Source organism: Kitasatospora sp. NPDC032121, assembly GCF_055580145.1.
Window position 1 is genome coordinate 24236 of sequence record NZ_JBVILX010000004.1, and the last position, 13986, is coordinate 38221.

Genomic DNA, 13986 nt, shown 5'->3' on the forward strand with positions numbered 1-13986 from the left:
CCTTACTTAGAGAGCCTTAGATGCCTTAGATGCCTTAGGAAGGCAGGCTTGACAAGCCAGGGGGCGCTCAGAGGCTGCTCAGGCGGAGACGCCCAGCTTCTCCAGGATCAGGTCCTTCACCCGGGCGGCGTCGGCCTGGCCGCGGGTCGCCTTCATGACCGCGCCGACCAGCGCGCCCACGGCCTGGACCTTGCCGTCGCGGATCTTGGCGGCGATCGCCTCGTTCTCGGCGATGGCCTGGTCGACGGCGGCGCCCAGCGCGGAGTCGTCCGAGACCACGGCCAGGCCGCGCTTCTCGACGATCTCGTCCGGCTCGCCCTCGCCGGCCAGCACGCCCTCGATGACCTGGCGGGCCAGCTTGTCGTTCAGCTTGCCCTCGGCGACCAGCGCGGCGACCCGGGCGACCTGCACCGGGGTGATCGGCTGCTCGCTCAGCTCGGTGCCGGTCTCGTTGGCGCGGCGGGCCAGCTCGCCCATCCACCACTTGCGGGCCTGGTCGGCCGGGGCACCGGCCGCGATGGTCTCCTGGATCGGGCCCACCGCACCGGCGTTGAGCACCGACTGCATGTCCTTGTCGGACAGGCCCCACTCGGCCTGCAGCCGGGCGCGACGCACCCGCGGCAGCTCGGGCAGGGCGGCGCGCAGTTCCTCGACCCACTCGCGGGCGGGGGCCACCGGCACCAGGTCCGGCTCGGGGAAGTAGCGGTAGTCCTCGGCGTTGTCCTTGATCCGGCCCGAGGTGGTGGTGCCGTTGTCCTCGTGGAAGTGGCGGGTCTCCTGGACGATGGTGCCGCCGTCGGTCAGCACCGTGGCGTGCCGCTGGATCTCGAACCGGGCGGCCCGCTCCACGCTGCGCAGCGAGTTGACGTTCTTGGTCTCCGAGCGGGTGCCGAAGGTCTCGGTGCCGTTCGGGCGCAGCGACAGGTTGACGTCGCAGCGCATCTGGCCCTTGTCCATCCGGGCCTCGGAGACGTCGAGCGAGCGGATGACCTCGCGCAGCTCGGCGACGTACGCCTTGGCCACCTCGGGGGCGCGCTCGCCGGCGCCGACGATCGGCTTGGTGACGATCTCGATCAGCGGGATGCCGGCCCGGTTGTAGTCGAGCAGCGAGTGGGTGGCGCCGTGGATGCGGCCGGTGGCCCCGCCGACGTGGCTGGACTTGCCGGTGTCCTCCTCCATGTGGGCGCGCTCGATCTCCACCCGGAAGGTCGAGCCGTCCTCCAGCTGCACGTCGAGGTAGCCGTTGAAGGCGATCGGCTCGTCGTACTGCGAGGTCTGGAAGTTCTTGGGCATGTCCGGGTAGAAGTAGTTCTTCCGCGCGAACCGGCACCACTCGGCGATCTCGCAGTTCAGCGCCAGGCCGATCTTGACGGCCGACTCCACGCCGACCGCGTTGACCACCGGCAGCGAACCCGGCAGGCCCAGGCAGGTCGGGCAGGTCTGGCTGTTCGGCTCGGCGCCCAGCTCGGTCGAGCAACCGCAGAACATCTTGGTCTTGGTACCCAGCTCGACGTGGACCTCAAGGCCCATCACCGGGTCGTACGACGCGAGAGCGTCCTCGTAGGAGACCAGGTTCATGACGCTCACAGCGTCCCTTCTCACTTGAAGCTTGGGAGGTACGGGCCCGGCCGCCGCATCGCGCGGGGCCGGGCCGGGGCGCTCAGCTCGGCTCAGCCCAGCAGCACGTCGTCGGAGCCCAGCCGGCGCAGCTCGCGCACCAGCAGGGCCGTGCCGGTGACCAGCGCGGCCGCGCTGACCAGGGCGTTGACCAGCTTGAGGGTGTCGCTCTCCTCGTGCGCCCTGCGGACGTCCTTGACGACGGAGATCGCGCCGAACGCGCTGGTGCCGATGGACAGCCACAGGCCGGGCTTGCTGTGCTTGAAGCCCTTGAGCGAAGCGGACTGGGACTTGGCCTTCTCGATCTTGCTCACAGTGCCGGTGCCTCCTCCAGCAGGGTGTGCCCCCACTTGTCGTTGAGCGCGGCCTCGACGGCACCGCCCACGCGGTACAGGCGGTCGTCCGCCATCGCGGGTGCGATGATCTGCAGGCCGACCGGGAGATTGTCCTCCGGCGCCAGGCCGACCGGCAGCGACATGGCCGCGTTGCCCGCGAGGTTCGACGGAATCGTGCACAGGTCGGCCAGGTACATCGCCATCGGGTCGTCGGCGCGCTCGCCGATCGGGAAGGCGGTGGTCGGCGTGGTCGGCGAGACCAGGACGTCCACGCCCGCGAAGGCGGCGTCGAAGTCGCGCGAGATGAGCGTGCGGACCTTCTGGGCCGAGCCGTAGTAGGCGTCGTAGTAGCCCGAGGACAGCGCGTAGGTGCCCAGGATGATGCGGCGCTTGACCTCGGGGCCGAAGCCGGCCTCGCGGGTCAGGGAGGTGACCTCCTCGGCCGAGCGGCTGCCGTCGTCGCCGACCCGCAGGCCGTAGCGCATCGCGTCGAAGCGGGCCAGGTTGGAGGAGCACTCGCTCGGCGCGATCAGGTAGTACGCCGGCAGCGCCAGGGTGAACGACGGGCAGGAGACCTCGACGACCTCGGCGCCCAGCTCGCGCAGCAGCTCCACCGACTCGTTGAAGCGCTGCATCACGCCGGCCTGGTAGCCCTCGCCGGCGAACTCCTTGACGACGCCGATCCGCATGCCGCGGATGTCGCGCATCTTCGCGGCCTCGACCACGGCCGGGACGGGCGCGTCGATCGAGGTGGAGTCCAGCGGGTCGTGCCCGGCGATGGCCTCGTGCAGCAGGGCCGCGTCCAGCACGGTGCGGGCGCACGGGCCGCCCTGGTCCAGGCTGCTGGAGAACGCCACCAGGCCGTAGCGGGACACCGAGCCGTAGGTCGGTTTGACGCCGACGGTGCCGGTGACGGCGCCGGGCTGGCGGATCGAGCCGCCGGTGTCGGTGCCGATCGCCAGCGGGGCCTCGAAGGCGGCCAGCGCGGCGGCCGAACCGCCGCCGGAGCCGCCGGGGATGCGGGAGAGGTCCCACGGGTTGCCGGTCACGCCGTACGCGGAGTTCTCGGTGGAGGAGCCCATCGCGAACTCGTCCATGTTGGTCTTGCCGAGGATGACGACGTCGGCGTCCTTGAGACGGCTGGTCAGCGTGGCGTCGTACGGCGGGATCCAGCCCTCGAGCATCTTCGAGCCACAGGTGGTCGGGATGCCCTTGGTGGTGAAGACGTCCTTGAGCGCGAGCGGGACGCCGGCCAGCGGGCCCAGCTCCTCGCCCTTGGCGCGCTTCTCGTCGACGGCCCTGGCCGCGGCCAGCGCGCCCTCGGTGTCGACGTGCAGGAAGGCGTTGACCTTCTGGTCGACGGCGTCGATGCGGTCCAGGTGGGCCTGCGCGACCTCGACGGCGGACACCTCGCCCTTGGCGATGGCGCTCGCGGTCTCGGCGGCGGTGAAACGGATCAGCTCGGTCATCTCGGTCAGTCCTCCCCGAGGATCTGCGGCACACGGAAACGCTGCTCCTCGGCGGCGGGGGCGCCGGACAGCGCCTGCTCCGGGGTGAGCGACGGCCGCACCTCGTCCGCACGCATGACGTTGGTCAGCGGCAGCGGGTGGGAGGTCGGCGGGACGTCCTGTCCGGCGACCTCGGAAACGCGGGCGACCGCGCCGATGATCACGTCGAGCTGCTCGGCGAAGTGGTCCAGCTCTTCGGGCTTCAGCTCAAGACGCGACAGCCGGGCGAGGTGGGCGACCTCCTCGCGCGTGATGCCAGGCATGCAGCGATCCTCAGGGTGAGTTCTGGTGAGACCCGGCGGTGCCTTGCGGGCGGTGCCGGGCCCGGGCAGGAGCAGCCGGGTTCGGCGCTCCGTCCTCATGGTCTTTGGACCCCATCCTATGGGGCCCGTCCCCCACCCCGGCCAACGAGTGAGCCGAGGCCCCCGTCAACGGTCGTCCACCGGGGCGTCCACCGGTTGCTCCACCCGTTCGTCCACCGCCTCCTCCACCGGTTCGCCCACCGGCCGCCGTCACCGCCGGACGGCGGCGTCCGGCGGGCGCTGCTGCGGCTGGGTGCGGGCGGCGGCGCACCCCTGCTGCTCGACCTCCCGGTGCGCGGCCTGCACCATCTGCGCCACCGGCGGCAGCGGGGGCGGGGCGACCGGCGGCCGGACGGGCGGGAGCGTCGGCGGCAGCACCGGCGGCCCGGCCGACTGGGCGCCCTGGCCCGGTCGGAAGCCGGCGTGCAGCTGGGGCGGCACGCCGAGCCGCTCCACCGGCGGGGCGCCGGTGCGGTGCACCCGCAGCCAGGCGGTGGCCTGCTCGGCCGGCAGCGCCGCCGACACCAGCCAGCCCTGGACGGCGTCCACGCCCATGCAGTGCAGCCGCTCCCAGGTCTCGTCGTCCTCGACGCCCTCGGCGACCACCGTCAGGCCCAGCGAGTGGGCGAGCTCCACCGAGCATCGGACCACCGCCGCGTCGTGGTCGTCGGCGACCATCCGGGAGACGAAGGAGCGGTCGATCTTCAGCTCGCCGACCGGCAGACTGCGCAGCCGCACCAGCGAGGAGTGCCCCGTGCCGAAGTCGTCCAGGGACATCCCGACGCCGTAGCCGCGCAGCTCGGCCAGGGTGTCGGCGGCCCGCCGGGAGTCGTCCAGCAGCAGCCGCTCGGTGATCTCCAGCTGGAGCGCGTGGGCCGGCACCTGGTGGCGCACGAGGTGGCCGGCCACCCGCTGGGCGAAGCCCGGGTTGAGCACGTCGCGCGGCGAGACGTTGACCGCGACCTGCACCTGGAGGCCCTGGTCGCGCCAGTACGCGAGCTGGCCGACGGCGGCCTCCAGCACGTAGTCGGTGAGCCGGGGCATCAGTCCGCTGGACTCGGCGAGCCCGACGAACTCGTCCGGCGAGACCTTCCCCTGGCCGGGCCGCTCCCAGCGCAGCAGCGCCTCCAGGCCGACCACCCGGCCGTCGAAGGCCACCTTCGGCTGGTAGTGCAGCTGCACCTCGCCGGTCTCCAGCGCCCGGCGCAGGTCCCCCAGCAGTCCGATCCGGTACGGCGTGTCGGCGTCCTGGGTCTCGTCGTACTGGGCGACGCCGCTGCACCCGCGCTGGGCGTGGCCCATCGCGACGTCGGCCCGGCGCAGCAGCGCCTCGGCGTCCTGGGCGTGCTGCGGGTAGACGCAGACGCCGGCGCTGGCCTCCAGGACGAGCAGCAGCCCGTCCAGCCGGATGGGGGCGGCCAGTTCGGCGATCAGCGCCTTGGCGACCCGCTCCAGGCTGTCCGGGCAGTTGATGCCGGGCAGCAGGACGGCGAACTCGTCGCCGCCCATCCGGGCCACCATCGGGCGGCCGCGGCGGTAGTGCCGGGGCAGGCCGGCGAAGACGTCGTCGATGGACTCCCGGGTGGCGCTGCCGGCCGGGCCGCCGGAGCGCAGGGCCCGGTGCAGCCGGCGGGAGATGTGAACCAGCAGCCGGTCACCGGCCGTATGACCGAGTGTGTCGTTGAGTGATCGGAATCGATCGAGGTCGAGCAGGATGAGACCGACGCTGTAGCCCTGCTCGCACTCCGCGATCGCCTCCTGGGCGGCCAGCAGCAGGGCCTGACGGTTGGGCAGATCCGTCAGCGGGTCGCTCAGCTGGTCCCGGGCGCGGTCCCGGGCGATCCGCCAGGCCGCCACCAGCACCGCCAGGGGCACGGCGAACAGCGGCAGCAACTCGGGTTCGTACCGGTAGACCAGGACGGCCAGCGGGATGAGCGGCGCGGCTCCGGCCAGCAGCACGCCGAGCAGCAGGACCGCACCCGCCACCCCCTGCGGCGGGCGTGTGGGCGCACCGCCGGTCGTACGATCCATAAGCCCTGTCCTCCGTCGGGCCCGCCCCGTCAGGCCGCCTTACGGTGAGGCACCGTGCCGGTACCGACAGCTGCCGGGCATGGAGCGACCCCGAGGAGCACCGGCCCAGCCGGTGCCCCCACCCCTGCTGACACTCTGTTGCGCTCCAGGGTATGCCGGGCTCCACCCGGTGGGCAGACTTTCGGACAACCGGAAACGCGCCACCGCGCTCGGGTGTCGCACAGTGACACAATGCCCGCTTTCACTGTGTGGCACCCGGTGACGCTGCATCAGGACGATAACAACACCGATGCGGTCACGGACCGCTCGGGTCGGCTCGGGATCAGTCCTCGACGGGCTTCTTCTCCACCTCCACGGCCTCCTCCGGCTCCGGAAGTCCCAGGTGGGCGCGGGCGGCGGCCGGCCCGTCGGCGAGCAGCACGGCGAACCCCGCGTCGTCCAGGACCGGCAGGCCGAGCTGAACGGCCTTGTCGTACTTGGACCCTGGGTTGTCACCTGCGACCACGAAGTCGGTCTTCTTCGAAACCGAACCGGTCACCTTCGCTCCGCGCGTGGTCAGCGCCTCCTTGGCGCCGTCCCGGGTGTGGCCGGCCAGGGTGCCGGTCACCACCACGGTCAGGCCCTCCAACGGGCGCTCCGCCCCCTCCTCCTCGGCGAACTCCTCGGTGAAGCGGACGCCGTCGGCCGCCCAGTTCGCGAGGATCTCCCGGTGCCACTCCTCCGCGTACCACTCCCGGATCGAGCGGGCGATGGTCGGGCCGACCCCCTCGACGGCCGCCAGCCGCTCCTCGCTCGCCTCGAAGATCTTCGTCAGGTCGCGGAACTCGCGGGCCAGCGCCTGCGCGGCCACCGGGCCGACGTGCCGGATCGACAGGCCGTTGACGAACCGCCAGAGCGGCCGCTCCTTCGCCGCCGCGAGGTTGTCGAGCAGCAGCTGCAGCGACTTCTTCGGCTCGCCCTTGGTCGTGGCGAAGAAGAAGACCTCCTTCTCCTTGCCCGTCCGGTCGTCCAGCTTGGGCATGCCCGTCTTCGGGTCCCGGACCAGCACCTTGATCGGCAGCAGCTTCTCCTCCGTCAGCCGGAAGATGTCGGCCTCGTTCCGCACCGGCGCCTCGGCCGGCTCCAGCGGCTGGGTCAGCGCCGTGGCCGCGACGTAGCCGAGCCCCTCGACGTCCAGGCAGGACCGCCCGCCGAGGAAGGCGATCCGCTCCCTGATCTGCGCCGGGCAGTGCTGCGCGTTGGGGCAGCGCAGGTCGATGTCCCCCTCGGACATCGGCCGCAGCTCGGTGCCGCACTCCGGGCAGTGCGAGGGCATCACGAAGGCCTGCTCGGTGCCGTCCCTCAGGTCGTAGACCGGGCCGAGGATCTCCGGGATGACGTCGCCGGCCTTGCGCAGCACCACGGTGTCCCCGAGCAGGACGTCCTTGGCCTTGACGATCTCCTGGTTGTGCAGCGTCGCGTACTGCACCATCGAGCCGGCCACCTTCACCGGCTCGGCGAGCACCGCGAACGGCGTCGCCCGGCCGGTGCGGCCGATGCCCACCCGGATCTCGGCGAGCCTGCCCGTGACCTCCTCCGGCGGGTACTTCCAGGCGATCGCCCAGCGCGGGGACTTGGAGGTGGCGCCGAGCCGGCCCTGCAGGGCGATCTCGTCCACCTTCACCACGACGCCGTCGATCTCGTGCTCGACCGAGTGCCGCTGCTCGCCGAAGTGCTTGATGAAGGCCCGCACCTCGGCGAGCGTCCCCACCACCTTGTTGTGCCGGGCGGTCGGCAGTCCCCAGTCGTGCAGCAACCGGTACGCGTGCGACTGGTTGTCGATGTCGAAGCCCACCCGGGCGCCGATGCCGTGCACCACCATGTGCAGCGGGCGGGAGGCGGTGACGTGCGGGTCCTTCTGGCGCAGCGAACCGGCGGCGGCGTTGCGGGGGTTCATGAACAGCCGGATCATCGCCCGGGGCCGCTTGCCCTCCTTGGCGCGCTCCTCGTTCTCCTGCCGGCGGCGCTCATTCTCCTCCGAGAAGGACGCGTTGAGCGCGTCGAAGGCCTCGGTCGGGAAGTAGACCTCGCCGCGGATCTCCACCAGCTCCGGGATGTCGTCGCCCTTGAGCTGGTGCGGGATCTCCTTGATGGTGCGGACGTTGGCGGTGATGTCCTCGCCGACCCGGCCGTCGCCGCGCGTCGCCGCCTGCACCAACTGGCCGTTCTCGTAGGTGAGGTTGACGGCCAGACCGTCCACCTTGAGCTCGCACAGGTAGTGGTAGTCGATGCCGTGCAGCTCGGTGGCGACCCGCTCGGCCCAGGCGGCCAGCTCCTCGTCGTCCATCGCGTTGTCCAGGCTGAGCAGCCGCTCGCGGTGCTCGACCTCGGCGAACAGACCGGTGGCGGCCCCGCCGACCTTCTGGCTCGGCGAGTCCGGCGTCACCAGGGCCGGGTGCTCGGCCTCCAGAGACTCCAGCTCCCGCATCAGCGCGTCGAACTCGGCGTCGCTGACGACCGGCGCGTCCTGCTCGTAGTACCGGGCCCGGTGGTCGGTGATCTCCTGCGACAGCTCGGCGTGCCGCCTGCGCACCTCCGCCGGGACGTCCTCCCAGCCCTCGACAGCCGTCACCGCAAGCCTCCTACCTTCTCATTCCGGGTTGTCCACCAGGCTCTGCGCCGCCCGCACCGCGGACGACAGCGCCCTGCGCGCGTACGCCGGGGAGGCCCCGGCCAGCCCGCAGGTCGGCGTCACCAGTACGCGACGGCCCAGCAGCTCCGGGGCGAACCCGAGCCTGCGCCACAGGGTCCTGACCCCCTGGACACTACCGGCAGGGTCGGACACTGCCTGGTCAGTGGCGGGGACGACACCAGCGAGGATCATCGTGCCGCCCTCCACGGCCTCGCCGAGGTCGTCGTCCTGGCGCTCGGTGAGGAGGGAGAAGTCGAGGGAGATCCCGGCGACCCCGGCCCGGCGCAGCAGCGGGACCGGGACGTCCGGCGCGCAGCTGTGCACCACCACGGGCGCGTCCATACCGCGGACGGTCTCCCGCAGCACCTCCTCGGCGACCTGCCGGTCGACGGCGCGCAGCCGCTGGAAGCCGCTGGCGGTCTTCACCGACCCGGCCAGCACGGCGGGCAGCGAGGGCTCGTCCAGCTGCAGCACGACCTCGGCGCCGGGCACCCGCTTGCGGACGTCCGCGAGGTGGCGGCGCAGGCCCTCGGTGAGCGAGCCGGCGATGTCACGGCAGGCGCCGGGGTCGGAGAGCGCCTTCTCGCCGTACTTGAGCTCGATGCTCGCGGCGAGCGTCCAGGGGCCGACGGCCTGGACCTTGAGCGCGCCCTGGTAGCCCTGGGTGAACTCCTCCAGCGCGTCCAGGTCCTCGCCGAGCCAGGAGTGGGCGCGCCGGGTGTCCCGACCGGGACGGTCGGTGAACCGCCAGCCGCTCGGCTCGGTCTGCGCGAACAGCTCGACCAGCAGGCCGGCGCCGCGGCCGATCATGTCGGCGCCCGGTCCGCGCGCGGGCAGCTCGGGGAGGAACGGCAGGTGCTCCAGGGCGCCGGTGGACGTCTTGGCCGCCTCCCGGGCGTCGGTGCCGGGCAGCGAGCCGACGCCGGTGGCGGCGCCGCGCAGGTCGGGGAAGGGGTGTGGGGTGCTCACCCGTCCGAGCCTACTCAGCCGGACGGGCCGGGCTGAACGCGTGGGAAGTCGGCCGGGCCGACTTCCCACGCGGCGCACTACCGCCCGGGGCGGACGGTGATGTCGGTGATCTCCGCGTCCCGCGAGGCGTCCAGGGCGGCGAGGATCGCCCTGACGACGGACTGCGGCTCGATCCAGCGGTCGGCGTCGTACTCCTTGCCCTCCTGCTGGTGCACCTTGACCTGCATCGCGGTGGCGGTGCGGCCGGGGTAGACCGAGGTGACCCGGACGCCGTTGGCGTGCTCCTCCTGGCGCAGCGAGTCGGCGAGCGCCTTCAGGCCGTGCTTGCTGGCCGCGTACGCCGACCACTCGGCGTGGGCGTTCAGGCCGGCGCCGGAGTTGACGAACAGCACGTGGCCCTTGGCGAGCCGCAGGGACGGCAGCAGCAGCCGGGTGAGTTCGGCGGGGGCGATCAGGTTGACGTTGAGCGTCTCCTGCCAGGCCTTCGGGGTCAGGTCGCCGACCGTGCCGAGCTCGACCACGCCCGCGACGTGCAGCAGCGAGTCCAGCTCGACGGGCAGCTGCTGGTGGCCGAAGGCCCAGGAGAGCTTGCCCGGGTTCCCCAGGTCGCCCGCCAGGGTCTTCGCCCCGGGGAAGCGCTCGCGCAGTTCGGCGGCCCGACGGGCGTCGCGGGCCAGCAGCCAGAGCTCGTCCCCGCGCTCGGCGAGCTTCTCGGTGAGGACGGCGCCGATGCCGGAGCCGGCGCCGGTGATCAGATGTGCAGCCATGGTCTTGATCTAATCAGGCCTTGAGCTGGGCGAAGACCTCGGCGGGCGTGTCCGCGAAGGTGATCAGCTCGGCGAGCGGGCGGGGCAGGAAGCCCTCGGTGTCCATCCGCTCCATCTGGGTGCGCAGGCCCGTGTAGAAGCCCTCGGTGTCCAGGACGACCACCGGCTTGTCGAAGCGGCCGTGCTTCTTGAGCTCCAGTACCTCGGTGACCTCGTCCATGGTGCCCAGCCCACCGACGAGCACGACGATCGCGTCCGCCCGCGAGGCCAGCTCCGCCTTCCGCTCGGGGAGGTCGGCGGTCCACACCAGCTCGTCGGCGCCGACGTACGCCTTGTGCCGCAGCATCTCGACCATCACCCCGACGGTCCGGCCACCGGCGGCCTTCACCTCGTCGGCGAGGAGGCCCATCAGCCCGGCGTTCGAGCCGCCCCAGACGAGCGTGTGCCCGCCCTCCCCGAGGAGCCGGGCGAACTCCGCGGCGGGGGCGGAGTAGCGGTCGTCGAGGGAGTACGCGGAGCAGAAGACACAGATATTCATAATGTCGTCTGGTCTATCACGCCCCGCGGCACCACTTCACCGGCATTACGGTCCGGCGGCCTGCTCGACGAGCAGGCCGCCGGGTCAGAGCAGGTGCTGGCCGTCGTGGGCGCGCAGGGCCGGTGTCGTGTCGTCCCGGAGCGCGTCCAGCACGCGCACGGCGTAAACGTCGGCCATCAGGTCGGAGACCTCGGCCGGGGTGAGCCAGGCCACTTCGGCCGACTCGTCCGAGAGTTGTTCGGCGCCGCCCTCCGGTCGGCAGCGGAAGACCAGCGCGACGATTCCGCGGCTCATGTTCTTGTACACGCCGGCCAGCCGCTCCACGCCGACCTTGATCCCGGTCTCCTCGTAGACCTCCCGGCGCACGCCGTCCTCGACGGCCTCCGCCAGTTCGAGGACCCCACCTGGCGGCTCCCAAGTCCCGTTGTCGACTCGGCGGATCGCCAGCACCCGCCCGTCCTCACGGACCACCACCCCGGCGACGGACACCGAGTGGAGCGCGGCTCGACCAACGCTGTCACTCACGAACCGGACCGTCCTTCGCTCAGCAGCATGGCGCACTGGGTCGGCATCTGATCATCACTTATTGGAGCCGGACGCCTGGGACGACGAGCGGCTCTGGGTCGCGACCACCGACGCCCGCTCCTGGGCCGCCGTCGACACCGACGGCGACCACCCCACCGTCTGGCAGTACGGCCCCCGCCGCCTCTGGGACGAGGTCGAGGCCGCCCACCGCTGGTGGGAGGAGCGCGGCTGCCCCGGCCCCGAGCGCTTCGGGCTGACCGTCACCGAGGAAGCGCAGTGGGCCTGGCTGGACCGGCCCGCCCAGGTGCTTCCGCTCAGGCGGTGACGGCCGGGCGCTCCGTCGTGGCGATGGTGGCCGAGCCGACGACGCGGGTGCCGTCGTACAGCACCACGGCCTGGCCGGGGGCGATGCCCCGCACCGGGGTGTCCAGCCGGACCCGCAGCTCGCCGTCGACCACCGAGGCACTCACCGGCACCTCCTCGCCGTGGGCCCGCAGCTGGGCGGTGTAGCGGCCGTCGGCCAGCGCTTCGGTGCCGCACCAGCGGGGCCGGATGGCGGTCAGCCCGGTGACGTCGAGGCCCTCGACCGGGCCGACCGTCACGGTGTTGTTCACGGGGGAGATGTCCAGGACGTACCGCGGCTTGCCGTCGGCCGCCGGGCGGCCGATCCGCAGGCCCTTGCGCTGGCCGATGGTGAAGCCGTACGCGCCGTCGTGCTCGCCGAGCTTGGTGCCGTCGACGTCGAGGATGTCGCCGGTCGCGGTGCCGAGGTGCTTGGCCAGGAAGCCCTGGGTGTCACCGTCGGCGATGAAGCAGATGTCGTGGCTGTCGGGCTTCTTCGCGACGGCCAGGCCGCGGCGCTCGGCCTCCTCGCGGATGGCTTCCTTGGTGGTGTCGCCGAGCGGGAACAGCGAGTGGGCGAGCTGGTCGGCGTCGAGGACGCCGAGCACGTAGGACTGGTCCTTGGCGGCGTCGACGGCGCGGTGCAGTTCGCGCGAGCCGTCGGGCAGGTCGACGATCCGGGCGTAGTGGCCGGTGCAGACGGCGTCGAAGCCCAGCGCGATCGCCTTGTCCAGCAGCGCCGCGAACTTGATCTTCTCGTTGCAGCGCAGGCACGGGTTGGGGGTGCGCCCGGCCGCGTACTCGGCGACGAAGTCGTCTATCACGTCCTCGCGGAAGCGCTCGGCGAGGTCCCAGACGTAGAAGGGGATGCCGATCACGTCGGCCGCCCGCCAGGCGTCCCGGGAGTCCTCGATGGTGCAGCAGCCGCGGGCGCCGGTCCGGAAGGACTGCGGGTTGGCGGAGAGCGCCAGGTGGACGCCGGTCACCTCGTGCCCGGCTTCGACGGCGCGGGCGGCGGCGACGGCGGAGTCGACTCCGCCGGACATCGCCGCGAGCACCCGCAGGCGGCCGGTGGACGGAGTGGTCGGGGCCCCAGGGAAGTCAGTCATGGTGACTACAAGCGTACGGGGCTCCCGTACATGCCCTACCGCCGGACCGAGGCCAGCCCCGCGTTGCGCGCCCGCTGCACCGCGGGCCCGATGGCCCGCGCCAGCGCCGTGACGTCCTCGCGCACCGAGGTGTGCCCGAGCGAGAACCGCAGCGAGGCGCGCGCCAGCAGCGGGTCGACGCCCATGGCGAGCAGCACGTGGCTGGGCTGCGGCACCCCGGCCGAGCACGCCGAGCCGGTGGAGCACTCGATGCCCTGGGCGTCGAGCAGCATCAGCAGCGCGTCGCCCTCGCAGCCGGGGAAGGAGAAGTGCGCGTTGGCGGGCAGCCGGCCCTCGGCCGTCGGGTCGCCGTTGAGGATCGCGTCCGGGACGGCGGCCAGCACCGAGGCCACCAGCTCGTCGCGCAGCGCGCCCAGTGTGACGGCGTGCTCGGCCCGCCGCTCCACGGCGAGCGCCGCGGCGGCCGCGAAGCCGGCCGAGCCGGGGGCGTCCAGGGTGCCGGAGCGCACGTCGCGCTCCTGCCCGCCGCCGTGCAGCAGCGGTACGGGTGAGGCGCCCCGGGACAGCAGCAGCGCGCCGATGCCGAACGGGCCGCCGATCTTGTGCCCGGTGACGGTGAGCGCGGTGAGGCCGGACTCGGCGAAGGAGACCGGGACCTGACCGAGCGCCTGCACCGCGTCGGCGTGCACCGGGACGCCGTACTCGGCCGCCACGGCGGTCAGTTCGCGGACCGGCTGGACGGTGCCGACCTCGTTGTTGGCCCACATCACGGTGACCAGCGCCACGGCGGCCGGGTCCCGTTCGATCGCCTCGCGCAGCGCCTCGGGGTGCACCCGCCCGTACTCGTCCACCGGCAGGTACTCGACGTCGGCGCCCTCGTGCTCGGAGAGCCAGTGCACCGCGTCCAGCACCGCGTGGTGCTCGACCGGGCTGCACAGCACCCGGGTGCGGGCCGGGTCGACGTCCCGGCGGGCCCAGTACAGGCCCTTGACCGCCAGGTTGTCGGACTCGGTGCCGCCGCCGGTGAACACGATCTCGCTGGGGCGGGCGCCCAGCGAATCGGCCAGCGATTCCCGGGACTCCTCGACCACCCGGCGGGCCCGGCGGCCGGCCGCGTGCAGGGCCGAGGCGTTGCCGACCACCCCCAGGTGCGCCGTCATCGCGGCGATCGCCTCGGGCAGCATCGGCGTGGTCGCCGCATGGTCCAGGTATGGCATAACCATCCGATTGTAGAGCGCCCCGTCGCGCGGTCCTCCAGCCCTACGGACCGAT

Annotated in this window: 13 protein-coding genes; 1 reads left to right on the forward strand and 12 read right to left on the reverse strand. The window is 72.5% G+C overall.

Annotation, left to right across the window (positions count from 1 at the left end; translation table 11 throughout):
- Positions 1–78: 78 nt before the first annotated feature.
- From gatB to ACZ5OX_RS14200, 10 genes are all read right to left on the reverse strand, one after another.
- A complete protein-coding gene (gatB, locus tag ACZ5OX_RS14155; protein ID WP_449793138.1) occupies positions 79–1587 on the reverse strand; it encodes an Asp-tRNA(Asn)/Glu-tRNA(Gln) amidotransferase subunit GatB in 1509 nt (502 codons plus the stop codon).
- 83 nt (positions 1588–1670) lie between these two features.
- Entirely contained in the window at positions 1671–1931 is a 261-nt protein-coding gene (locus ACZ5OX_RS14160; protein ID WP_465630149.1) for a hypothetical protein, read from the reverse strand.
- A complete protein-coding gene (gene gatA, locus ACZ5OX_RS14165; protein WP_392872847.1) occupies positions 1928–3421 on the reverse strand; it encodes an Asp-tRNA(Asn)/Glu-tRNA(Gln) amidotransferase subunit GatA in 1494 nt (497 codons plus the stop codon). The genes ACZ5OX_RS14160 and gatA overlap by 4 nt, the downstream gene beginning before the upstream one ends.
- A 5-nt stretch (positions 3422–3426) precedes the next feature.
- Complete coding sequence (gatC, locus tag ACZ5OX_RS14170) at positions 3427–3723, reverse strand: Asp-tRNA(Asn)/Glu-tRNA(Gln) amidotransferase subunit GatC (RefSeq protein ID WP_030057414.1); 297 nt, start codon at positions 3721–3723, stop codon at positions 3427–3429.
- Between the two features lie 249 nt (positions 3724–3972).
- Positions 3973–5793 (reverse strand): putative bifunctional diguanylate cyclase/phosphodiesterase, encoded by a 1821-nt coding sequence (locus ACZ5OX_RS14175; RefSeq protein WP_465630150.1) that lies wholly within the window; start codon positions 5791–5793, stop codon positions 3973–3975.
- 322 nt (positions 5794–6115) lie between these two features.
- Positions 6116–8404: an NAD-dependent DNA ligase LigA gene (ligA, locus tag ACZ5OX_RS14180; protein ID WP_465630151.1), complete on the reverse strand. Its 2289-nt coding sequence runs from the start codon at positions 8402–8404 to the stop codon at positions 6116–6118.
- A gap of 18 nt (positions 8405–8422) precedes the next feature.
- Entirely contained in the window at positions 8423–9433 is a 1011-nt protein-coding gene (locus ACZ5OX_RS14185) for a methionine synthase (RefSeq protein ID WP_465630152.1), read from the reverse strand.
- 77 nt (positions 9434–9510) lie between these two features.
- Complete coding sequence (locus ACZ5OX_RS14190; RefSeq protein ID WP_465630153.1) at positions 9511–10200, reverse strand: SDR family oxidoreductase; 690 nt, start codon at positions 10198–10200, stop codon at positions 9511–9513.
- A 13-nt stretch (positions 10201–10213) separates the two neighbouring features.
- Positions 10214–10738 (reverse strand): LOG family protein, encoded by a 525-nt coding sequence (locus ACZ5OX_RS14195; protein ID WP_465630154.1) that lies wholly within the window; start codon positions 10736–10738, stop codon positions 10214–10216.
- A gap of 84 nt (positions 10739–10822) precedes the next feature.
- Positions 10823–11263, reverse strand: a complete 441-nt coding sequence (locus tag ACZ5OX_RS14200; RefSeq protein WP_465630155.1) for an NUDIX hydrolase — start codon at positions 11261–11263, stop codon at positions 10823–10825.
- Positions 11264–11324: 61 nt separating this feature from the next.
- On the opposite strand from ACZ5OX_RS14200, the gene ACZ5OX_RS14205 reads away from it, so the two are divergent.
- Complete coding sequence (locus ACZ5OX_RS14205; protein ID WP_465630156.1) at positions 11325–11588, forward strand: hypothetical protein; 264 nt, start codon at positions 11325–11327, stop codon at positions 11586–11588.
- Here ACZ5OX_RS14205 and mnmA read toward each other — a convergent pair.
- Together mnmA and ACZ5OX_RS14215 are read right to left on the reverse strand one after the other, a co-directional pair.
- Complete coding sequence (mnmA, locus tag ACZ5OX_RS14210) at positions 11578–12714, reverse strand: tRNA 2-thiouridine(34) synthase MnmA (protein ID WP_392872879.1); 1137 nt, start codon at positions 12712–12714, stop codon at positions 11578–11580. The genes ACZ5OX_RS14205 and mnmA overlap by 11 nt on opposite strands.
- 35 nt (positions 12715–12749) lie before the next feature.
- Complete coding sequence (locus tag ACZ5OX_RS14215; protein WP_465630157.1) at positions 12750–13931, reverse strand: cysteine desulfurase family protein; 1182 nt, start codon at positions 13929–13931, stop codon at positions 12750–12752.
- Positions 13932–13986 lie beyond the last annotated feature (55 nt).